A 22,645-nucleotide genomic window follows, 5' to 3' on the forward strand; every position below is an offset into this window, starting at 1 on the left:
CTGCGGCCCAGCACGGAACGCATAAGCGAAAGGGAAGAGACTGCAGTGAGCATAGTCGTCCAGAAGTTCGGCGGATCCTCGGTGGCCGATGCAGAATCGGTCAAGCGCGTCGCTCAGAGAATCGTCGAATACCGGCAGGCCGGTCATGAAGTCGTCGTCGTCGTGTCAGCGATGGGCGACAGCACCGACGATCTCATCGACCTCGCGCAGCAGGTCTCACCTCTTCCTCCGGCCCGCGAACTCGACATGCTGCTGACTGCAGGTGAGCGCATCTCCATGGCGGTTCTCGCCATGGCGATCGCCAATCTCGGCTTCGAAGCACAGTCCTTCACCGGGTCGCAGGCCGGAGTGATCACCGACGAGCAGTTCGGCAAAGCTCGGATCATCGACGTCACCCCCGGCCGCATCCGCTCGGCGCTCGACGACGGAAACATCGCCATCGTGGCCGGTTTCCAGGGAGTCAGCCAGACCGCGAAGAACATCACGACCCTCGGTCGCGGCGGCTCCGACACCACCGCGGTGGCGCTGGCAGCCGCGCTCAACGCCGATGTCTGCGAGATCTACACTGATGTGGACGGGGTCTTCACCGCCGATCCCCGCATCGTCGCCAGCGCCCGCAAGATCGACGAGATCGGCTACGAAGAGATGATGGAGATGGCCGCCTCGGGTGCCAAAGTCCTCATGCTCCGGTGCGTCGAATACGCGCGGCGATACAACGTGCCGGTGCACGTGCGGTCGTCATTCTCACGCAAACAAGGCACCTGGGTGACCGACTCACCCATCCCCGAAGCCTTCCGGCCGGCACAGAGCTCGAAGGCCTCTGCAGCGGAAACAGAAACGGAGTCCACCATGGAACAGGCAATCATCTCCGGGGTCGCGCACGACCGCTCGGAGGCCAAGGTCACGATCGTCGGTGTTCCCGACGTCCCCGGCAAAGCTGCCGAGATCTTCAAGACCGTGGCCGCGCAGGAGATCGACATCGACATGATCGTGCAGAACATCTCCACGCGGGAACCGGGCAAGACCGACATCTCCTTCACCCTGCCGATGACCGACGGCGCGAAAGCCCTCGAGGCGCTCGACTCGGCGAAGGAATCGATCGGATTCGACCAGGTTCGCTATGACGATCAGATCGGCAAGCTCTCGGTCGTCGGCGCCGGAATGCGCTCCCACCCGGGTGTCACCGCCACACTCTTCGAAGCCCTGAGCAACGCTCAGGTCAACATCGACATGATCTCCACCTCGGAGATCCGCATCAGCGTCGTCACGCGAGTCGATCTCCTCGACGACGCCGTCCGTGCTGCACACGCGGCGTACGGGCTCGACAGTGATCAGGACGAAGCCGTAGTTTATGGAGGAACCGGACGATGAGCGTCAATATCGGAGTAGTCGGAGCCACTGGCCAGGTGGGCGGCGTCATGCTCGACCTGTTGGCCGCTGATCCCGGGTTCGAGATCAACACCCTGCGCCTCTTCGCCTCGGCGCGCTCCGCAGGCAAGACGGTGGAGTTCAAGGGCCAGGAGATCGTGGTCGAGGACGCCGCCGAGGCGGATCCCACCGGACTCGACATCGCCCTGTTCTCCGCGGGCGGGGCCACCTCTCGGGCACAGGCAGAGCGATTCGCTGCGGCCGGGGTCATCGTGGTCGACAACTCGTCGGCCTGGCGCTCCGATCCCGAGGTCCCGCTGGTCGTCAGCGAGGTCAACCCCGATGCGCTCGACTCGCTGCCCAAGGGCATCATCGCCAACCCGAACTGCACGACGATGGCGGCGATGCCGGTCCTCAAGGCCCTCCACGCCGAGGCGGGGCTCAAACGCCTCATCGTCAGCACCTACCAGGCGGTGTCCGGTTCCGGACTCGGCGGCGTCGAAGAGCTCGCCGGACAGCTCGAAGCCGGAATCCCGGAGGCCCGGAAGCTTGCCACTGACGGCAGTGCCGTCGAGTTGCCGGAGCCGCAGAAGTACGTGGAACCGATCGCGTTCAACGTGCTCCCGATGGCCGGAAGCATCGTCGACGACGGTGAGCTGGAGACGGATGAGGAGAAGAAGCTGCGCAACGAGAGTCGGAAGATCCTCGGCCTGCCCGACCTCCTGGTCGCCGGCACCTGCGTGCGCGTGCCCGTGTTCACCGGCCACTCGCTGAGCATCCATGCGGAGTTCGACTCGGAGATCACTCCGCAGCGCGCCGCCGAGGTGCTGGCCGAGGCGCCCGGAGTCGTGCTCGACGAGGTTCCCACGCCGTTGAAGGCCGCTGGTCAGGACCCGAGCTACGTGGGTCGGATCCGTGCCGATCAGTCGGCGCCGGAGGGGAAGGGTCTCGTCCTCTTCGTCTCGAACGACAATCTGCGCAAGGGCGCAGCGCTGAACACCGTGCAGATCGCGGCGCTGCTGGCAGCGAAGCTCGAGTCGCGGGCGGCCTGAAGCATAAACAGGTTGCTATATATAAATATTTATATTAGTGATGGGCCCTCTGGCTGAGTATCGTGATCGATGCGCGAAAGCACTTCTGACGATCACAACTCAGCCTGAAGGGCCCCATCATGTTCACTTCCCGCGTCGGACTCACCGCCGCAGTCTCCGCCGCCGCTTCTGTTCTCGCTCTCAGCGGGTGCGGGGGACAGGCGTCGGGGTCGACCGAGCTGTCCGTCGTCACCTCGACGAACGTCTACGCTGACATCGTGTCCCAGGTGGCAGGCGACTTCGCTGAGGTCTCCCCGATCATCGAGGACCCGAACCAGGATCCTCATTCCTACGAGGCGACGACCCGGGACCGTCTCAAGCTGTCGAAAGCCGACCTCGTCGTCCAGAACGGCGGCGGCTACGACTCGTTCATGACAACCATGCTCGAGGCCTCCGATGCGAAGGCCGACGTCCTCGACGTGGTGTCGATCTCCGGTCTGCCCGGCTCTGAAGAGCTGACCAATGAGCCGCATGCGCACGGCGAAGAAGGTGCCGATGGCCACGCCCACGAGGCCGAAGCGGAGGGCCACGAAGGCCACGCGCACGAAGCGGAAGGCCACGCCCACGAAGCGGAAGGCCACGCCCACGAAGCCGAAGGCCACGCCCACGAAGCCGAAGGCCACGACCACGGTTCGTTCAACGAGCACCTCTGGTACTCGGTCCCGACGATGACGAAGCTCGTCGACGAGGTCGCGGTCCACCTCGGCGAGGCCGAACCTGCGCACAAGGACGACTTCACGGCGAACGCGGCGAACTACAAGAAGACCCTGGGCAAGCTGCAGTCGTCGATCGACGCTGCGAAGACGACCCATGGCGGGGAGAAGGTGGCGGCGACGGAACCGGTGCCGCTGTGGCTGTTCGAGGACATGGGACTGGAGAACGTCGTCTCCACCGAATTCCTCTCCGCCGTCGAAGACGGCAATGACGTCCCGCCGCTCGTGCTGAGGAAGGCTGAGGAGCAGTTGTCCGACGGTGACGTCGTCCTGCTCGGATACAATACGCAGGCGGCAGGACCGCAGGCGGAGGAGCTCAAGGCCGCGGCCGAGAAGTCGGAGATCCCCATCGTCGACCTTGCCGAGACCATGCCCGCCGACACGCACTATGCGGACTGGATGGGCACCTACATCACCGCGATCTCGGAAGCACTCGAAGGGCACGAACACTGAGAATGGCGACAGAGGACAGACATACGCCGGTGCTCAGCCTGCGCGACGCCCAGCTGCGGTTCGGGGAGCGGGTGCTCTGGCATGGGCTCGACCTCGATGTCGAGCCCGGAGAGTTCCTCGCCGTCCTCGGCCCCAACGGCACCGGCAAGACCTCGCTGCTCAAGGTGCTCCTCGGTCAGCACACGCTCTACCGCGGCACGGCCGAGATCAACGGGAAGAACGTCCACGCCGGCAACCCGGCGATCGGATACATTCCGCAGCAGCGCGGGATCGACCAACACACGCCGATGCGGGGCCGCGACCTCGTGCGGATGGGCATCGACGGGCACCGGTGGGGAACAGGCAGGCCGTCCCGGAGCCGGAGGCAGAAGGTCGATGCCCTGCTCGACGCGGTGGGAGCCGGCAGCTATGCCGATGCTCCCGCCGGGACTCTCTCCGGCGGCGAGCTCCAGCGGCTGCGCGTGGCACAGGCACTGGCGAACGATCCGTCCGTCCTCCTGTGCGACGAGCCTCTGCTCTCGCTTGACATCCATCATCAGAGGATCGTCGCCGCGCTCCTCAACGAGCAGCGGGTCACCCGCAACACCGCAGTCGTCTTCGTCACCCACGAGATCAATCCGATCCTGCCCTACGTCGACCGGGTCCTCTACATCGTCGGCGGTCATTTCCTCGTCGGCACCCCCGCCGAGGTGATGACCACCGAATCGCTCAGCCGCCTCTACGGCTCGCGGGTCGAGGTCGTGGAGGTGGGTGGACGCCTCGTCGTCGTCGGCGGCGAGGCGGAATGCGTCGACCACCATGTGCACGAAGACGAACTGATTCCGGACCGGGGGGCCATCTGATGTCGATGCAGGAGATCTGGGGAACCCTGTTCACCTTCGAGGACTACGGCGAACTCGTCGCGCTGCTCGCGAACTCCCTCATCGCGGCCGGACTCCTCGGTGTCGTCGGGGGGCTGATCAGCGTCTTCGTCATGGCCCGGGACATCCCGTTCGCCGTGCACGGGGTCTCCGAACTGTCCTTCGCCGGAGCTGCCTTCGCCCTGCTCGTCGGCTTCGACGTCGTCAACGGGTCGATCATCGGGTCGCTCCTGGCTGCCCTGCTCATCGGCATCGGCGGGGCTCGGGCCTCGGAGAAGAACGCCATCATCGGTGTGCTCATGCCCTTCGGCCTGGGTCTGGCCATCCTCTTCCTCGCCCTCTACGACGGGCGTTCGGCCAGTAAGTTCGGCCTGCTCACGGGGCAGATCGTCGCGATCAGCCCAGGCCAGATCCTGACCCTCGTCGTGTGCTCGATCCTCGTGCTCATCGTGCTCGCGATCGTCTGGCGCCCCCTCCTGTTCGCCAGCCTCGACCCCGAGGTGGCGCGCGCGAAGGGCGTGCCGGTGGGCGTTCTGACCATCGTGTTCATGCTCGTGCTCGGTTTGGCCGTGGCCCTGAGCGTGCAGGTCGTCGGGGTGCTCCTCGTCCTGGCCCTGCTCATCACCCCGGCGGCGGCCGCCACTCAGATCTCGGCGTCGCCGGTGTGGGTGCCGGTGCTCAGCGTGATCTTCGCCGTCACTGCCTCCGTCGGCGGCATCCTCATCGCGCTGGCCTCGCCGGTGGTGCCGATCAGCCCCTTCGTCACGACGATCTCATTCCTCATCTACCTGGTCTGCAGGCTCGCCGGTCAGAGACGGCTGAAGTCGCTGCATCGTCGCCGGGCGGTCCGCGAGGCCGAACTCCACGAGAGCCGCATCGCGTCCGTCTGAACGCCTGCGGGCGGGCGGATAGAGTGGAGCGCATGAAGAAACGTGCCCTTGCCGCGGCCGCCGTTGCGCTGCCGGCGGCCGCGGGGATCTCCGCCGGAATCTGGGGTGCGGCGATCGAGCCGCACCTGTTCGCGATCCGCCGCTACACGCTGCCCGTCCTCCCCGCCGGCCATGAGCGCATCCGGGTCCTGCACGTCTCCGATCTGCACCTGGCGCCCTGGCAGAAGCATCGCGCCGCGTGGGTCAGAGCGCTGACTCGGCTGGAGCCGGACGTGGTCGTCAACACCGGCGACAATCTCTCGGCGGACATCGTCGAGCAGGTCCTCGACGTGTTCGAGGGCCTGCTCGCCGTTCCCGGTGTCTTCGTCCTCGGGTCCAACGACTTCTTCTCGCCGAAGGCGAAGAACCCGGCCGGATATCTGCGCTCGAACTCGTCGGTCAGGCACCGCACCGAACCCGACCTCGATGTCGACGCTCTCATCCGCGGCTTCGAAGCCGGGCCCCGCACCGGTGAACGTGCCGGTACGCGCACCGGTGAACGTCCGGCCGGTGGGTGGACCTTCCTCGACAACGCCGAGGTGACCCTGGACATCCGCGGCACCCGCATCGACCTGTGCGGACTTGGCGACGCCCATATCGATCGCGACCGGATCCGCTCCGACGAGGCGCGTGAGTTCCCCCGGTTCGGAACCGAAGCGGATCTGAGGATCGGCGTCACCCACGCTCCGTACTCGCGCACTCTGGAGGCTTTCGCCTCGGCGGGGGCTGATCTGATCATGACAGGGCACACTCACGGGGGCCAGATCCGGGTTCCGTTCTGGGGTGCGCCGGTGACCAACTGCGATCTGGACCGGACCCGGGCCAGGGGAGTGTTCCCCTACCGGAGGTCACTCGTGGAGATCTCGGCAGGACTCGGCTTCTCACCCTATTCGCCGGTGCGCTTCGCGTGTCGCCCCGAAGTCAGCCTGCTCACCCTGGTGCCCAGGATCAGCTGAGGCCGTGCGTCGGCTCGGGAACAACCATGCGCGGAGACTGTGAATGGGGCACTTTCGGCGTTGTCTGAGAAAGCCCTCCATTCCGATTGGCTAAACTTGACCCATGGTGTCTCCTGAGTCAAATCCCAATCCCACCAAGAAGGCCGCGTTCCTCCAGTTCGTGGCCGTGAGTGCGGTGGCTGGAATCGTTGCAGCCGGCCTTGCCATCCCCGGGGTCGGGGTGGCGACGGCAAGCGCGAACAGCGCTGTCGATATCTTCAATGCGCTGCCGGCGACCCTCGAAGAACAGGATCTCGGCGAGAAGTCGACGATGCTGGCCGCCGACGGCTCGGAGATCGCCGAATTCTACTGGCAGAACCGCGTCGAAGTGCCGCTCGAGGACATCTCCGAGGCGATGCAGGATGCGACGATCGCTGTCGAGGACTATCGTTTCTTCGAACACGGCGGTGTCGACATCGAGGGCATCGCCCGTGCCGCCGTGCACAACATGGTGTCCTCGACGACGCAGGGCGGTTCGACCCTGACTCAGCAGTACGTGAAGAACGTCCTGGCCGAGAACGCCCATGCCGAGGACAACAGGGAAGGCGTCGAGGCGGCCAAGGAGTCCGAAGGCACCGCCGGATACGCCCGCAAGCTGCGCGAGGCGAAACTGGCCGTCGCGGTTGAGAACAAGTACCCCAAGGAAGAGATTCTCAACCGGTACATGAACATCAACAACTACTCGGGCCTGCCGAACGTCTACGGCGTCGAAGCTGCCGCCTACCGCTACTGGGGCATCTCCGCGAAGGATCTCAACATCCAGCAGGCGGCGATGCTCGCCGGCATCGTGCAGAACCCGTCGGCGTTCAACCCACAGCGATTCCCCGATCAGGTGCTCAAACGCCGCAACGTCGTACTGGGCCAGATGCTCAAATACAAGCACATCACCCAGGAAGAACACGACAAGGCCGTGAAGACGGGGCTCGACCTCGACATCCACGAGAACCCGAACGGATGCTCGGCAGCGAAGCACCAGGCTCAGTTCTTCTGCGACTATGTGGAGAACGTCATCCTCAACGACGAGACCTATGGAAAGACCGTCGACGACCGGATCGCCTTCCTCAAGCGCGGCGGTCTGACGATCAAGACCAGTCTTAATCCGAAGATCCAGGAGATCGCCGACAAGCAGGTGAAGAAGCGCGTGCCGGTGGGCGATCCCTCGGGCGCCGGCCACGCCATCGTCACGGTCGAGCCCGGTACCGGCGAGGTCATCGCGATGGCTCAGAACCGTGATTACACGGTGTCCGAGATCGAGAAGAAGGACAAGAACAAGAAGACCAGCATCAACTACACGGTCGACCGCAAGCACAACGGCGGCAATGGGTTCCAGGTCGGTTCGACATGGAAGCCATTCGTGCTCGCGACCTGGCTCAAATCGGGCAGGAGCCTGAATGCGACGGTGAATGCGACTCCCCGTAACTTCCCGGCCAGTTCATGGAAGTACAGCGGCTGCCCGGTCATGGGCGGAGACTGGAACCCGAGGAACGCAGGCGATGGTGACGGCAAGGGGTCGATGACCGCGCTGGCCGCCACCAAGGGATCTGTGAACACCGCGTATGCCGCGATGGGCAACCAGCTCAACATGTGCAAAATCATGGATACTGCGACGGATCTGGGCATCCGCTACGGAAGTGGCGAGCCGCTCGACAAGGCCGACAAGAGCGGCTTCATCCAGGCGCTGTCACCGGCGTCCATCCTCGGTACTGTGGAGACCACGCCGATCGCGATGGCTGCGGCCTTCGCCACCTTCGCCAATGATGGTGAGTTCTGCGGGCCAAAGCCGATCCTCGAGATCCGCGACCGCAACGGAGAGAAGCTCAAGGTTCCCGGTGGGGAGTGCAAGAAGGTCCTCGACAAGGACGTGGCTCGGGGCGTCGCCTACGCTCTGACGCAGACGTTCAACGGTGGTACGACCACGGGCCTGGGCATCGGTGTTCCGGCAGGTGCGAAGACCGGTACGACGAACTTCGAAGTTGGTCATTCGTGGCTGCTCGGGTTCACGAAGACGCTGTCGACCGCGGTCTGGACCGGTGACCCGAGCGGAACCCGCGACTGGCGCCGCAATGGCAAGGGCAAGGTCACGGGCCGCATCTATGGCGCGACGATCTCCGGTAAGACCTGGCAGGCCTACATGAGCCGGGCGGTCAAGGAGACCAAGGGTAACACCGGCTTCCCCCGCCCCAGCTCGAAGTACTACCAGGGCGGCGGCGGAGGCGGCGGCAATGACGGTGGAAACCGCGGCGGCGGTGGCGGCGGAAACGGTGGCGGCGGAAACGGCGGAGGCAATGACGGTGGAAACCGCGGCGGCGGAAACGGCGGCGGCGGAAACGGCGGCGGCGGAAACGGCGGCGGGGGCAACCCCGGACTCGGCGGAAACTGAGCCAGCCAGGCACTCGTGCTGAGCAGGGTGGGACGATCGATCTGATCGCCCCACCCTGCTTCCGTCCGTGCCCCTCTGGGAGGCGCTCGGACTCCGAGCCGGATGGTGATGAACGTCGGTGTTCTCCGCTAGTCTTGAGAGCGAAACAGCCGAGGCGGATCGAAACCTCCCCGTCCGGCTCTCGGACTCAAGAAGGAGAGACATGACCAAGTGGGAATACGTCACCGTGCCATTGATCGTCCACGCGACGAAGCAGATCCTCGACCAGTGGGGTGAGGACGGATACGAGCTGGTGCAGGTCGTTCCCGGTCCCGATGGCAATGGTCTCGTCGCCTACCTCAAGCGTCCCAAGGCCTGACCCGGCACCACTGCCTCAGAAACATCGTCACGGCACCACCGCTGCACGACCACCTCTATCGCACCAACGCATCAAAGGAGAACGAATGTCGAAGACTCTCGACCGCATCGCTGAGCTCGGACTGACACTGCCGTCGGTCCCCACCCCGGCCGGCGTCTATGTCCCCGCCCTGCGCACGGGCAACTACGTCCACACCTCCGGCCAGCTCCCGGTCGTCGATGGGAAGCTGGAAGTCACCGGTCACCTCGGCGAGGATGTCGACGTCGACACCGGCTACCAGCTTGCCCGCACCGCAGGGCTCAACGCACTTGCCGCCATCGCCGGCGTGATCGGGGACCTCGACAAGATCGTGCGCGTCGTCAAGGTCACCGGATTCGTCAACTCGACCTCGGACTTCACGCAGCAGCCTGCCGTCATCAACGGTGTCTCCGAACTCTACGGTGAGATCTTCGGCGACCGCGGTCAGCATGCCCGCAGCGCCGTCGGTGTCAACACCCTTCCGCTCGGCACCCCCGTCGAGGTCGAGGTCGTGGTAGAAGTCGAGGCCGATGCCGCTTAGCGGACGCACCCTGCCCGTCTCCACGGAACTGCAGTGGCTGCTCGACCACTGGCAGGCCGAGGGGCGGGCCCCCGCCTCCGAGGCGCCTCGGCCGTCCTCGGCGATCGTGCTGATCCGGGACTCCCTCGACGGTCTCGAGACCTTCGTGACCCGGCAGCTCGACGCCCGCGGAGTCGAGGACCGCAACCGGTGGGCATTTCCGGTGAGCAGCCTGCGTTCGGGTGACCTGCGCAGGCTGCCGCTGGCGGGCTGGAACTCGGCCCGCTGCGCCCGGGCTCTGAAGATCGAGAACAAGTCCCGCGCCCTGCACCATTTCTCCGCCGCCGCCAGAATCGCCTTCGCAGCGACCGGGATCCTGCTCGCGGAGAACATCGACCGCGACATCGTCGACAAGCCGCAGACCGATTGGCGGGCCACCCGCTCGCGGCTGTTCTCGAGTGAGATCTCGTGGTCGCAGATCCTGCGCGAACGGGACCTCAAGCTCCGCCCCGACCTGTGCAAACCGTGGATGCGGTGGATCAACACGACGATGCAGCTGCACCGTTTCGACACGATCTACTTCGTCGCCACGGTGCCCTACGGACAGGAAGTCGACTTCCTGTCGCCGAACGAGACCTCGGGTGGGTGGATGCGCCCGCAGGAGGTCCTCGCTGACACGGGCGGCGATCCCAACCGGGTCGGGGCGAGCACCCGCCTCGTCCTCGAAAGCCTCCTCACCGTGCCGACTGTCGGCGCCGCCATGGCCCAGATCCGCGATGTGCATCCGCTGCGGCCCGATGTGGGGCGCGAAGACGACGAATGGAGGCTCATCGTCCAACCGGGCAGGGACCTGTATCGCAAGGGCACGATGCGCGACCATGCCGTGGCCGTCGGCGACGACGAGGACGACGAAAGCCCCGGCTTCGTGTCCCTGGGCGACGACGACTCCGCGCCCCCGGCACCCGCAGAGGAGACCGACGAGTCATGAGAATCCGCGCGAACAATCCCTCGCCGATGACCCTGACCGGCACGAACACCTACGTCCTGACCTCGAGGGACAACCGTTCGGCAGTGCTCATCGATCCCGGCCCGGACCTCGCTGAGCACCGGGAGGCCATCCTCGCCGAGGTGGGGGACCGCAGGCTCGCCGCCATCGTCCTCACCCATCAGCATGCGGATCATTCCGAGCTTCTCGGCAGCGTCGAGGAGTGGGGCCCCGGCGTCCCCGTCCACGCCGTCCTGCCGGAGTTCTCCCGTCTGGCGGTTCCCGTGGCCGACGGTGACCGCATCGGATTCGGCGACGACGAGGCCGATGTCGTGCGCGTGGTGGCGACGCCCGGGCACACGATGGACAGCATCTGCCTGCTCCACGACGCGGTGCTCTACAGCGGCGACACCGTGCTGGGGGAGGGGACGACGATCGTCACCCATCCGGAGGGCTCCCTCGCCCACTACCTGGAGTCACTCGACCGTCTCATCGCCCTGCTGGAGGTGGGGGAGTACGACCGGATCGAGCCCGCCCACGGCCCCACGATCGCCCACCCCGCCGAGGTGCTCGAGCACTATCGCCGCTACCGCCGGGAGAGGATCGCCCAAGTGGAGGCCGCCCTGGAGCAGGGCGCACGGACAGCCGCCGAGGTGTGCGACATCGTCTACCACGACGTCGACCCGAGCGTCCGCGGCGCCGCCGAGCAGATCGTGCGGGCACAGCTGAGCTACCTGGGAGCCCTCGCCCCCGACGATGTGTCCTGACCGGCGGCCACTCCGGCTACGCGACGAACGCCCGGGTACGAATACCTGGGCGTTCGTCGGATCAGGTCCGACCACCTCGGCGGGGGAAAGGCGGTCGAGGGAGAATCAGCGGGCGCGGTTGCGCATCCGGTCCATGTCGAGGATGACGACCGAGCGGGCCTCGAGGCGGATGAAGCCGCGGGCGGCGAAGTCGGCCAGAGCCTTGTTCACGGTCTCACGGGAGGCGCCGACGAGCTGAGCGAGCTCCTCCTGGGTGAGGTCGTGAGCGACGAGGACACCGTCCGGGGCCGGCTTCGAGAAGCGCGCGGCGAGGTCGAGCAGGGCCTTGGCGACTCGGCCGGGAACGTCGGAGAAGACCAGGTCGCCGACGGTCTCGTTGGTCCGGCGCAGACGCTGAGCCAGGGCCTTGAGCAGGTTCATACCGGCCTGCGGACGGTCCTTGAGCCATGTTGTGAGGTCTTCGTGCTTGAGGCTGAGCAGCTCGGACTGGGACACCGCGGTGACGGTGGTCGAGCGCGGGCCGGGATCGAAGAGGCTGAGTTCGCCGATGATCTCGCCCGGGCCGACGACGGAGAGCAGGTTCTCACGGCCGTCGGAGGACTCCCGGCCGATCTTCAGCTTTCCGGTGGAGACGATGTAGAGCTCGTCCCCGGCGTCGCCTTCATGGAAGAGCACGGTGCCCCGGCGGAGACTCCGCGGGTTCATGAACTTCATCAGTGCACTGGTCGATTCATCGTCCAGTCCGGCGAAAAGCGTGGCACCCCGCACAACTTCAATATCCACTATGTCCTCCTAGTCGTGAGATTCACCATTAAATCTACCTGGTCAGCGGTGGTGACACCACCGAACCGGCGGGAGTTGGGGGCATTCGTCGAAAACGAGGAGGCTGCGTGCAGTCCGCGGATCACCGCCGGAGTCCGCGGCGAGGGACCGGACTGCGCAATCGCGGGGCACGGATTAGGATGGTGAGTCGTGTTGACGGTGGCTGAGAAGAGTGCGCGGAAATTCGCTGGTGAGACCCCGCTGGGCAGGACCCGACGGGCGCGCAAGATCAATCGGATCCTCGCCGAGGTGTATCCCAACGCCAAGTGCGAACTGGACTTCGCGACCCCGTTCCAGCTCCTCATCGCGACCGTCCTCTCCGCGCAGACGACCGACATCCGCGTCAACGCGGTGACCCCCGGACTGTTCGCCGCGTTCCCCGACGCGCACGCGCTGGCGGTGGCCAACCTCGGCGAGGTGGAGGAGCTCATCCACTCGACGGGGTTCTACCGGGCGAAGGCTCGCAACATCGTCAAACTCGCGAACGACCTCGTCGACCTCTACGACGGCGAGGTGCCCGCCTCGATGGACAAACTCGTCAAGCTGGCCGGAGTCGGGCGGAAGACCGCGAACGTGGTGCTCGGCAACGCCTTCGACGAACCCGGGATCACCGTCGACACCCACATGGGCCGATTGGCGCGCCGGTTCTGGTGGACCCAGGAGACCGACCCGGTCAAGGCCGAGGAGGACATCGCGAGCCTGTTCCCGAAGAAGGAGCTGACCCTGCTCTCCCATCGGGTGATCTTCCACGGCCGCCGCATCTGCCATTCCCGCAGACCCGCGTGCGGTGCCTGTCCGCTGATGACGCTGTGCCCGTCCTTCGGGATCGGTGAGCTCGATCCCGACAAGGCCCGGGCGATGTTCAAGTACGAGATGGCTCCCTTGGCGTGAGCGCGGGCTGCGAGGAGTCCGAGGACCCTGTCTGCGACTTTGAGCTGCGCCGTCAGCTCGAACGCCTGGCTTCCTCGAAGGGGTCACCGCTGTGGATGCGCCGGTCGACGGTTCCCGACGACGTGGAGGTCCGCTCCGCCGCAGTGCTCATGCTGTTCGGTCGGGGAGAAGCCCCGCGCACCGAAGCCGGACGGGCGGAACTGCCGCGACTGGCCGAGCTGGGGATCGAGGACCTCGACATCGTGCTGCTGCAGCGCGCCAGCACCTTGCGGCATCACCCCGGCCAGGTGGCATTCCCGGGAGGCAGCCGTGACCCCGAGGACGTCTCGCTGACTGCTGCCGCGCTGCGCGAGGCCGAGGAGGAGGCCGGCATCCCACCATCGAGCGTCGAGGTGTTCGGGGAGATGGACCCGCTCTACATCCCCGTCAGCAGGTTCGTCGTGACCCCCGTGATCGGATACTGGTCGCAGTCGGGAACCGTGCAGGTGATGGACCACGACGAGTCCTATGCCGTGCACCGTGTCCCGATCGCGGACCTGGTGGCACCGGCGAACCGAGGGACCTTCGCGCGCCCGGACCTGGGGATCACGACGCCCGCCTTCGACGTCGGCGTGTTCAGGGTTTGGGGATTCACCGCGGGAATCCTCGACTTCGCACTCGAGCATCTCGCCTGGGCGGGGGAGTGGGACCGCGGAGCGCCCATCGACATCGACTTCTGAGGCGTGAGCAGGGTGGACCTGGTGCGTTCGCGAGTCCGGTGCGGGCCTGGTGCGAACGCGGACCTGGTGCGTTCGCGAGTCCGGGCCGGGCCGGAAATCTCGTGTCAGAGCCTCGAGTTAGTGTGGGTCCATGGAGGCACAGCCCGCATCCGACACCCTCGCCGAGGCGGATCGGTTCAGTGCGCTCCTGCGTGCTCTGACTCCCGCGACCACGGAACGTGAGAGCCTGGACCGGATCACCGCCTTCGAGGCCCTCAAAGCCACCCTCACCGCAGTTCAGATTCGTGAGGCTGTCGCCTTCGAACAGCAGCGCCGCACCCGTGATGCTCTCAACAGCGTCCCGGTCGCCAAGCAGGGCAGGCGGGCGGGTGACGAGATCGGATTGGCGAGGAAGACCAGCCCGGGCACCGGCCGGAAGTTCCTCACCACTGCCCGCACCCTGAGCGCCGATCTGCCCAGCACGTTGACCGCACTGAGCTCAGGGGTCATCAGTGACGTCAAAGCACAGATCATCGTCGATGAGACCAGTGATCTCACTCCGGAACAGCGCCGCAGAGTCGACCTGCGGATGCGAAACACCCTGCCCGAGGCCGGACTCGGCACCCTGCGCAACGAGGCCCGAGCTCTGGCCGCTGAACTCGCCGCCGACGATACGGCCAAGAGAGCCGCCGAAGCGGCAAGCCACCGACGGGTGACGATGACCCCGACCCGCCACGGCATGGGACGCGTCAATGCGACCCTGCCGCTGATCCAGGCCGTGGCCGTCTTCGAAGGACTGAGAACCGCCGCGGACACGAAGGTGGCGGCGGGAGACGCTGGAGGCCGCACTCATTCCCAGATGATGGCCGACCTTCTCGTTGAGCGCACAACCGGTCAGGCAGAAGCCGGAGCGGTGCCGATGGAGGTCCACATCGTCATCGACACCGATTCCCTTCTCGACAGTGGTCGGGTTCCGGCATGGCTGCCCGGGTACGGTCCGCTCCCGAGTCGGACCGCGCGCGATTCGATCGCGGCGAACAGAGCCAGAGCGTTCATCCGCAGGCTCTTCACCACTCCGACCGAGAAGCAGCTGGTGGGAATGGAGTCGAGGCGGCGAGAGTTCTCGGGTCTGCTGCGGCGAATGGTGGTCTTCCGTGACGATGTGTGCCGGACGCCATGGTGTGATGCCCGAATCAAACACGCCGATCACGTCCAGGCTGCCGCGGAGGGCGGGCCCACCACCATGGAGAACGCCAGCGGACTGTGCGCCAGCTGCAACTACGCGAAGGAGCATCCCGGCTGGCGGCATCAGGCCGCGGAGAATGACCTGGTCGTGCTCACTCCGTCCGGCCGCCGGTACAAGGTGGGGCCGCGGCCATTCATGACGAGGGTCCGGATTCCTCGCCGGTCGCCGCTGACTCCCGCCGGCGCGCGCGATTGGGGACAGGCCCTGGCCGGGTTCCTCGATCCCCAGGACGAAACGCCGCCGCACCCGCCGCCATCGGACTTCAGCTCCCTCGAATACCAGTTCCGGTCCCGAATCATCGCCGACTCGGGATGACGCCAGACGCCGACTCGGGATGACGCGGGGCGGTGAGATGCGCCCTGTAAAGGCGAACCCGGAGTGAATGCGACCGTGCTCATGCGCATTCGCTTGATTCTTCGAACCTTGGAACCAGCCTCCACTTGCCGCCGGCGCCATAGGATGTCGGTCACTTTGAAGAGAAGTTCCGATCCCGGATCCTGGTCGACACCGGATGACGGCGAAGCTGCGCGGAAATGAGTGCGGTGAAGGCTGCTCAGTGGTGCTTTGCCGCGAAATTCGCGACCAGTTCGGCAACCACATGGCTGTGGGTGGAAGCCACGGTGTGTCCGGCCCCGTCGACGAGGTGATCCTCACAGTGAGGGAAGATCTCGGTGACCCACCTGTGGACGTGGGCGAACCAGGGATGGCTCTCTGCGCCACCGATGTAGAGAACAGGGCAAGTGATCGCGGCGGTACGTGCGGGCTCGAAGACCCAGCCGAGCAGGGCTGGTACGTCGGAGGCGAAGAACGTGGTGGCATCGCGCTCGACCTGCGCTATGTGCTGCTCATTGGCGGTGGACCGTTCCTCGAGCCAGCTCGGGATGCCGAGGGCGCGGTTGAACTGCTCAAGCGCCTGCGTCACACCCTCTGCGGTGTACGCGTCGTGCAGGCGCCTGTTCGCAGCGAGGAACTCCTCGGTCGGTGGCCCGTGTCGAGGTGGGGGTTCGATGAGGGTGAGGGTTCGGACAGCTGATGGGTCGATGGCGGCAAGCTCGAGCGCGACGGCGGCGCTGTAGCTGGTCCCGAGGATGTGCGCGGGGCGGGCGCTGAGCGCGTCCAGGACCGCGAGGCAGTCGAGGGCATCGCGACGCACCGAGCCGGGTTCACTCACGGTGCCGCTGGGTCCGTATTCCCTGCGACGGCAGTCGATCACCCGAAAGTTCCGGGCGATCTCGGACTCGTGGGACAGAGGGACGAGCGCCTCGGTCAGAAGCGCAGTCTGGATCAGCAGAAGGGGTTCGCCGTCGCCGTGATCATGGACGTCCACGGTCACCGCATCGGCGACCTGCACCGTGCGCGGGCTCGTCATGACGTCGAACGCTAACACCGGGCACAGTCCTGGTCAATGTTCGGCCGGAGCCATGTGCACCGCTCTGCGCCGGTGAGCCGTGCCTGCGGAGCAGTCGAAGATGACCAGCGGAGCCGGTATGAATGCGAAAGTGGCGCTGGATCCGATCCAGCGCCACTTTGCTCACGCGCTCATCCGCACACGATGTCTCGCATTGTCAGTAACGCGGTCCCGAAGGGTTGCTCAGTGCCCGTTTGACGCCCGCTACGAGAGACTTGCCGAGGTCGATCGCGGTGACCGGCACCGGGTTGCCCTTCTTGAACAGGGGAACGGCCACCAGGATCAGGATGATCGCAATGACGGCGAGGATTCCGAAGACCATGAGGAAGCTTCCCCACCAGGGCCAGCCGAGACCCTCGTGGAATGCCGCGGCACCCGCGAAGATGACCATGAATGATGACAGGAACAGGAAGAACAGAGCAACGATCGCCAGAGCGGAGCCGATGCCCAGGTTCTTCGCACCGGCAGTGGCCTCAGCTTTCGCGAGTGCAACTTCTTCTTCGACGATCGCCTTGGAATCGTCGCCGATGTCTTTGATCAGTTCGCTGATCGACCTCTCGGCCATAAGTGCTCCTATCGAAAGAGTGCGTGGACAATCATTCCTAAGAGTAGTCTGAACGTGCCTGCTGACCAAAGGTTTCCCGCCTGAATGACGAGAAAAGCCCGTCGGATCCGGTCTCCCTGGCCTCAAGCGCAGTTGCCGTCTCCGACGGGTTTTCTCACCGACTCATCACGACTTCGCCACGGACTCCTCGATCAACTGCATGACCGACGAGTCAGCCAGGGTCGTCGCATCGCCGACCGTGCGGTGCTCGGCCACGTCCTTGAGCAGACGACGCATGATCTTGCCCGAACGGGTCTTCGGCAGCTCGGAGACGATGTGGACCTTCTTCGGCTTCGCGATCGGTCCGATCTCCTTGCCGACGTGCTGGCGCAGCTCCTCAGCGGTGTCCGCGCTGTTCTCGACGTCGTTGCCCACGATGACGAATGCGATGACCGCCTGGCCGGAGGTCTCATCGGCAGCACCGACCACAGCCGCCTCGGCGACATAGGGGTGAGCGACAAGGGCCGATTCGATCTCAGCCGTCGACAGACGGTGACCGGATACGTTCATCACATCGTCCACCCGGCCGAGGAACCAGATGTCGCCGTCTTCGTCACGCTTCGCACCGTCCCCGGCGAAGTACGTGTTCTCGAAGCGGGACCAGTACGTCTCCTTGAAGCGCTCCGGGTCTTTCCAGATGCCGCGCAGCATCGACGGCCACGGCCGCCGGATGACGAGGAGACCGCCCTCGGGCCCCGCCGGGTTCTCGCCGGTGTCGTCGACGACGTCGACGGAGATGCCGGGGATGGGACGTTGGGACGATCCGGGTTTGGTGGAGAGAACGCCGGGCAGCGGGGCGATCATGTGCGCACCGGTCTCCGTCTGCCACCACGTGTCGACGACCGGGCAGCGCTCACCGCCGATGACGCGGTGGTACCAGCGCCAGGCCTCGGGGTTGATCGGCTCGCCGACGCTGCCGAGCAGGCGCAGGCTGGACAGATCGTACTTGGCGGGAACGTCTTCGCCCCACTTCATGAACGTGCGGATTGCGGTCGGCGCGGCGTAGAGGATGGTGGCCTTGTACTTCTCGACGATCTCCCACCAGCGACCCTGGTGAGGGGTGTCGGGGGTGCCTTCGTAGACGATCTCCGTAGCGCCGATGCCCAGAGGGCCGTAGGCGACGTACGAGTGGCCGGTGACCCAGCCGACGTCGGCCGTGCACCAGAACACGTCGGACTCCGGCTTGATGTCGAAGACGGCCTTCATCGAATAGAGCACCTGGGTGAGGTAGCCGCCCGTCGTGTGCAGGATGCCCTTGGGCTTCCCCGTCGTCCCCGAGGTGTAGAGGATGTAGAGGGGGTGCTCGGAATCGAAGAACTCGCATTCGTGCTCCGGGCTGGCGGTCTCGACAGCGTCGTGCCACCACTGATCCCGGCCCTCGGTCCACTCGACGTCCTGACCGGTGCGACGGACCACGAGGACGGTTTCGATAGGCGTGTCACCGTGCGAAAGCGCTTCGTCGACGGCGGGCTTGAGGCTGGTGGGCTTACCGCGGCGATAGCTGCCGTCGGCGGTGATGACCACACGCGCCTCGGCGTCGATGATGCGTGAGCGCAGAGCATCGGCGGAGAAGCCGCCGAAGACGACCGAATGCGGGGCGCCGAGGCGGGCGCAGGCGAGCATCGAGATGATCGCCTCGGGGATCATGGGCAGGTAGATCGCCACCCGGTCCCCGGACTTGACGCCGAGGTCGGTCAAGGTATTGGCGGCCTTCGACACCTCGGCGAGAAGCTCCGCATAGGTGTACGTGCGGGAATCGCCGGGCTCGCCCTCGAAGTTGATCGCGATGCGGTCACCATTGCCGGCCCTGACGTGACGGTCGAGGCAGTTGTATGCCACGTTGAGCTTGCCGCCGACGAACCACTTCGCGAACGGCGGGTTGCTCCAGTCAAGGACTTCATTGAAGTCCTGGTCCCAATCGACGAGCTCACGGGCCTGCTCGGCCCAGAAGCTGAGGTAGTCGGCATCCGCGCGCTCGTACTCGTCCGCCTTGACGTTGGCAGCGGCGGCGAACTCCTCTGGTGGGGCAAAGGTGTCGGCTGTTCCGGCTGTGGCGTCGGTCATGGTTCCCTCCGGCTTCATTGGTGGATCGAAAATTCTAGTTGCACTGTATACCCGGAGACAGGGACGGGTAACCGCCAACCGGTGAACCTGCGAGGCCAATTGGGGGTAGCCGTCCGAGCAGTTGAGTGGTATATGCCACATCTGCCGCTGTGCCGGCGGGACGTCGGACCGTCGACTGCTCGCGGAAGCCGATGCCCCAAATGGCGGGGATGGATGGTCAGTTCTGCAAGGATGGGGATGGGAATCTGTCAGGATGAAACCACAGACTGAAGAGTTCGAAGACCTTGTAGCCGAAATGGACTGGAGTTAGCGATGAGTTCGCCGCAGCATCCGACGGGATCAGGTGCACACCCGTGGCATGATCCACACGCACCGAACCCCGGACCGAACAACGATCAGCCGGCGGCCCCCGGCCAGGGATCGGCCTATGGCTCCGGCCCTGTGAGCGGCCCGCAGCAGTGGCAGAGCGGTCCCGGTCAGTTCGGCTCGGCACCCGGTGGACCGGGACCGTATGCACCCGGTGGACCGGGACCGTATGCACCCGGCGGACCTGGCCCGTATGGGCCCGGGTCACAGGGAGCGAGTCCATACGGGTCAGCGCCCCACAACTCCGGCGCATATGGTTCGGCGCCCGTTGCCTACGGTTCGGGTCCTGGTGCGTACGGTTCGGCACCTGGTGCTTATGGTTCTGGCCCTGGCTCCTACGGATCTGGCCCTGGCTCCCACGGTTCGGGGCCGCAGGGCTTTGCGCATGCTCAGCCGCCTCGTCGTCGGCGCAGCGGTCCCGGACTGCTCGGGCCGCTGACGCTGCGTGACCTGCTGCTCCTGTTCGCCGGTCTGCTGTCCCTGATCGTGCTCTTCGTGCCGTTCAAGTCGTTCGGACTCATATCCGTGTCGCTGTGGTCATGGAATGTCGACATGATGGGCACATTCCTCTTCAACGTGCTGGTCATCTGGCTGATCGTGGCGGCGGTCCTCGTCAATAAGTTCGGCACCGGTTCTCTGCGAGTGGGATCCTTGAGCCTGGATCAGACGATCTCCGTTCTCTCCGGAGCGGCATTCGCATTCGCCTTCCTCCAGCTCGTGACTTCGGCTCCGTACTGGCACGTCGGCGCTTACCTTGCATTCTTCGCCGCCCTCATCGCGTTCTTCGCCGGCGTCCTCACCATGCTCCCGTTCTTCGCGACCGAGTTCGCCAACCGTGACGAGATTCCGGCGCATCCGAAAGCCCGCCCGGTGTCCAAGCACGCTGCGTCCCCGGCGCCTCGGGCTCCGCTCCCAGGTGCGGCCGCCGGGGGCGGGTTCGGTCCACCGGCGCCAGGCGCAGCCTTCGGCAGTCAGCAGGGCGGACCTGCCGGCCAATTCGGTGGCCCTGACAGCCAGCCCGGTGGCCACCCCGGTGGAACCGGCAACCAGGCCGGCGGCCACTCCGGTGGGCGTGACAGTCACCAGGTCGGATCGGCCGGGCAGCCAGGCGGTTCGCAGCAGCAGTACGGTCAGCCGGACCAACGGATGCACGATTCGTTCGCTCCGCATGACAGCGAGGGGACGCACTCTCCGGACGGATCTGCGTCGACTCCGCAGGTGCACAGCACAGGTGGCGGCCAGACCTACCTCGGCGCCCATGACGCCGATGCCCCGCAGCATTCGCAGAGCGAACCGACGCAGACCCTCGGCTTCGGCGCACGAAGCGGAGACGAACCGGTCGCTGCTGAGACCGACTCGACCACTGCCTCCGAACGCCGGCGCGGTCGCCATGCCGCACCGGGTGGGGAAGCCGGCTCCGTCAACCCCGACGCCACCGGGAACCCCGACGCCACCGCAGCCGGAGCGACAGCTTCCGCTGCTGCTCCGACGGCCGGCGCGTCGGTCATGGATGAGACTCTCGTCGACACCCCGGCCGTGGGCGCTGCCGCCGGCGAGAGCCGATTCTCGGCCCCCAACAGTGACTCGGATGTGAATCGCGATTCCGGACAGAACCGCGGATCCGATGACTCCCGCGATTCCGGTCAGGACCGCGAGTCGAAGGAAGGATCGGGCGAGGGATCGTCGACCCAGAGCCAGGCGGCGGACAGTCGTTCGGAGCGGACGACGCCACCCGAGTCCGACGAGCCCACACAGTATGTTCCGATGGGTTCCTACGGAAGCGACAGCGACTCGAACTCGGTGGAGCCGGGGAACTCGCAGACGAGCGAGCAGGAGACCGTCGTCCAGCCCGCCGTCCCGCGCGACCCTCGGTCGGACGATAACCGGTCGAACACCAGCGGAGACGGCAGTCGGAATGCCGCCGCCCGGACCGGCGACCCTGAGTCCCGGACCGGCGGCCCTGAGTCCCGCACCGACGACCCTGAGTCCCGCAGCGAGAGTTCGCGTCGGGGAGGCAACGGCGGGCAGCAGATCATTCAGGCTTTCTGGTTCGCCGTTCCCGAACCGCGCGAAGCCGTCGACGCAACCACCGGCATGCCCGTGTTCACCATCTACCCAGGTGACTGGTTCCTCGGTCTCGAGGATCACGGCTCGTGGTTCAAGGTCCGCGACTCCGACGGTCGCGAAGGCCTGCTGCGCAACACCGAGGGAATCCAGCGCGGGTGAGCGCGAACGACCTGAGCGCTGCGGTTCTCGCCCTCGCCCGCCTCGGCGAGGTCGAGGAGTCGATGGATCGGGCCCGCAGTGCCTGCACCGATCTGCGCTGGCACAATGCTCTGCGCAAGCGCATTCCGGAAGCCGCCGCCGAGGCGACCGTGCGGTCGGCACGGTCCTCGGCCGCCCTCGAAGGCGCCAGGTATCCGACGAATTTCGTGCGTGAGGTCATCGCCGGCCGAGCGGTTCCCGACGACCTGTCGGGAACGCAGCTCGCCGCGGCGGTGCGGGTTGCCGCCCACGCCGCGGAGCTGAGTGCGCAGGCTCACCCGCTGCGGGGGAACCTTCTGCGCGTGCTCTCCACGATGTCTGTCGCGGCGGGCGCGGGGCTCGTCGACGACGATCGTCTCGGTCGGCCCCGCCTCGGCGAGGAGCTGCCCGGTGACCTGGCAGGACTTCCCGCACCGCCGCCTCCCGCCGAGGTGCTCGAGCGTCTGCGTGCCCTCGAGGAGATCCTGGCGGAGGAATCCCTGCCCGGACTCGTCGTCGCCGCCCTGCTGCACGGGGAGATCCTGGCGCTGCGCCCCTTCGCCATCGGCAACGGACTCATCGCGCGGGCGCTCTTCCGGATCCACATGGTGACCTCCGGCGTCGACCCCACCGGGGTCGCGGTCCCGGAGGCCGCGTTCCTCGACGATGCGACCGGCTACGGTCAGGCCGGCAACGCCTACGCGACCGGGCGCGACGTGCCCGGCTTCATCGTCTCGTGCGCGCAGGCTGTGGAAAAAGGAGCCGGTGAGGGCCGCATGATCTGTCAGGCGGTTCAGGCGGGACGGCTCCCGCGCACCGACTGATCAGCGTGAACACCGAAACGTTCAGACGAAGGGCGGCTCCT

20 protein-coding genes are annotated in these 22,645 nt (G+C 66.1%); 16 read left to right on the forward strand and 4 right to left on the reverse strand.

Annotation, left to right across the window (positions count from 1 at the left end; genetic code table 11):
• Nucleotides 1-45 precede the first annotated feature (45 nt).
• From RIT73_RS11430 to RIT73_RS11480, 11 genes are all read left to right on the forward strand, one after another.
• Nucleotides 46-1,371, forward strand: coding sequence for an aspartate kinase (locus RIT73_RS11430; RefSeq protein ID WP_309132204.1), 1,326 nt, complete (start codon nt 46-48; stop codon nt 1,369-1,371).
• Nucleotides 1,368-2,420 (forward strand): aspartate-semialdehyde dehydrogenase, encoded by a 1,053-nt coding sequence (locus tag RIT73_RS11435; RefSeq protein WP_309132205.1) that lies wholly within the window; start codon nt 1,368-1,370, stop codon nt 2,418-2,420. Before RIT73_RS11430 ends, RIT73_RS11435 begins: the two co-directional genes overlap by 4 nt.
• A 119-nt stretch (nt 2,421-2,539) precedes the next feature.
• Nucleotides 2,540-3,625: a metal ABC transporter solute-binding protein, Zn/Mn family gene (locus RIT73_RS11440; RefSeq protein WP_309132206.1), complete on the forward strand. Its 1,086-nt coding sequence runs from the start codon at nt 2,540-2,542 to the stop codon at nt 3,623-3,625.
• A gap of 2 nt (nt 3,626-3,627) precedes the next feature.
• Nucleotides 3,628-4,467, forward strand: a complete 840-nt coding sequence (locus RIT73_RS11445) for an ABC transporter ATP-binding protein (protein WP_309132207.1) — start codon at nt 3,628-3,630, stop codon at nt 4,465-4,467.
• A complete protein-coding gene (locus RIT73_RS11450; RefSeq protein WP_309132208.1) occupies nt 4,467-5,375 on the forward strand; it encodes a metal ABC transporter permease in 909 nt (302 codons plus the stop codon). The genes RIT73_RS11445 and RIT73_RS11450 overlap by 1 nt, the downstream gene beginning before the upstream one ends.
• A 32-nt stretch (nt 5,376-5,407) precedes the next feature.
• On the forward strand, nt 5,408-6,370 hold the full coding sequence (locus RIT73_RS11455) for a metallophosphoesterase (protein WP_309132209.1): 963 nt from the start codon (nt 5,408-5,410) through the stop codon (nt 6,368-6,370).
• Between the two features lie 103 nt (nt 6,371-6,473).
• A complete protein-coding gene (locus RIT73_RS11460) occupies nt 6,474-8,789 on the forward strand; it encodes a transglycosylase domain-containing protein (RefSeq protein WP_309132210.1) in 2,316 nt (771 codons plus the stop codon).
• Nucleotides 8,790-8,991: 202 nt separating this feature from the next.
• A complete protein-coding gene (locus tag RIT73_RS11465) occupies nt 8,992-9,147 on the forward strand; it encodes a hypothetical protein (protein WP_181778731.1) in 156 nt (51 codons plus the stop codon).
• Between the two features lie 85 nt (nt 9,148-9,232).
• On the forward strand, nt 9,233-9,706 hold the full coding sequence (locus tag RIT73_RS11470; protein ID WP_309132211.1) for a RidA family protein: 474 nt from the start codon (nt 9,233-9,235) through the stop codon (nt 9,704-9,706).
• Nucleotides 9,696-10,673, forward strand: a complete 978-nt coding sequence (locus RIT73_RS11475) for a hypothetical protein (protein WP_309132212.1) — start codon at nt 9,696-9,698, stop codon at nt 10,671-10,673. The genes RIT73_RS11470 and RIT73_RS11475 overlap by 11 nt, the downstream gene beginning before the upstream one ends.
• Nucleotides 10,670-11,437 (forward strand): MBL fold metallo-hydrolase, encoded by a 768-nt coding sequence (locus RIT73_RS11480; RefSeq protein WP_309132213.1) that lies wholly within the window; start codon nt 10,670-10,672, stop codon nt 11,435-11,437. The genes RIT73_RS11475 and RIT73_RS11480 overlap by 4 nt, the downstream gene beginning before the upstream one ends.
• 105 nt (nt 11,438-11,542) lie before the next feature.
• Here the strand turns inward: RIT73_RS11480 and RIT73_RS11485 are convergent, their stop codons facing one another.
• On the reverse strand, nt 11,543-12,220 hold the full coding sequence (locus RIT73_RS11485) for a Crp/Fnr family transcriptional regulator (RefSeq protein WP_309132214.1): 678 nt from the start codon (nt 12,218-12,220) through the stop codon (nt 11,543-11,545).
• A gap of 198 nt (nt 12,221-12,418) precedes the next feature.
• Between RIT73_RS11485 and nth the strand changes: the two genes are divergently transcribed.
• The 3 genes from nth (at nt 12,419) to RIT73_RS11500 (ending at nt 15,409) form a co-directional block, all read left to right on the forward strand.
• The gene (nth, locus tag RIT73_RS11490) at nt 12,419-13,150 is read left to right on the forward strand and encodes an endonuclease III (RefSeq protein ID WP_375295003.1); all 732 of its coding nucleotides are present in this window, start codon (nt 12,419-12,421) and stop codon (nt 13,148-13,150) included.
• The gene (locus tag RIT73_RS11495) at nt 13,147-13,869 is read left to right on the forward strand and encodes a CoA pyrophosphatase (RefSeq protein ID WP_309132215.1); all 723 of its coding nucleotides are present in this window, start codon (nt 13,147-13,149) and stop codon (nt 13,867-13,869) included. The genes nth and RIT73_RS11495 overlap by 4 nt, the downstream gene beginning before the upstream one ends.
• Nucleotides 13,870-13,999: 130 nt before the next feature.
• Nucleotides 14,000-15,409, forward strand: a complete 1,410-nt coding sequence (locus RIT73_RS11500; RefSeq protein ID WP_309132216.1) for a DUF222 domain-containing protein — start codon at nt 14,000-14,002, stop codon at nt 15,407-15,409.
• Between the two features lie 238 nt (nt 15,410-15,647).
• Here the strand turns inward: RIT73_RS11500 and RIT73_RS11505 are convergent, their stop codons facing one another.
• The 3 genes from RIT73_RS11505 to acs all read right to left on the reverse strand — a co-directional run bounded on the left by RIT73_RS11505 (nt 15,648) and on the right by acs (nt 19,170).
• Nucleotides 15,648-16,463, reverse strand: a complete 816-nt coding sequence (locus RIT73_RS11505) for an alpha/beta hydrolase (RefSeq protein ID WP_309132217.1) — start codon at nt 16,461-16,463, stop codon at nt 15,648-15,650.
• Nucleotides 16,464-16,659: 196 nt separating this feature from the next.
• The gene (locus RIT73_RS11510) at nt 16,660-17,067 is read right to left on the reverse strand and encodes a phage holin family protein (RefSeq protein WP_309132218.1); all 408 of its coding nucleotides are present in this window, start codon (nt 17,065-17,067) and stop codon (nt 16,660-16,662) included.
• 165 nt (nt 17,068-17,232) lie between these two features.
• Nucleotides 17,233-19,170, reverse strand: a complete 1,938-nt coding sequence (acs, locus tag RIT73_RS11515; RefSeq protein ID WP_309132219.1) for an acetate--CoA ligase — start codon at nt 19,168-19,170, stop codon at nt 17,233-17,235.
• A 312-nt stretch (nt 19,171-19,482) separates the two neighbouring features.
• On the opposite strand from acs, the gene RIT73_RS11520 reads away from it, so the two are divergent.
• Nucleotides 19,483-21,762, forward strand: a complete 2,280-nt coding sequence (locus RIT73_RS11520) for a hypothetical protein (RefSeq protein WP_309132220.1) — start codon at nt 19,483-19,485, stop codon at nt 21,760-21,762.
• Complete coding sequence (locus tag RIT73_RS11525; protein ID WP_309132221.1) at nt 21,759-22,604, forward strand: Fic family protein; 846 nt, start codon at nt 21,759-21,761, stop codon at nt 22,602-22,604. The genes RIT73_RS11520 and RIT73_RS11525 overlap by 4 nt, the downstream gene beginning before the upstream one ends.
• Nucleotides 22,605-22,645 lie beyond the last annotated feature (41 nt).

This window comes from Brevibacterium sp. (assembly GCF_031179145.1).
In the GTDB taxonomy this organism is placed as follows: domain Bacteria; phylum Actinomycetota; class Actinomycetes; order Actinomycetales; family Brevibacteriaceae; genus Brevibacterium.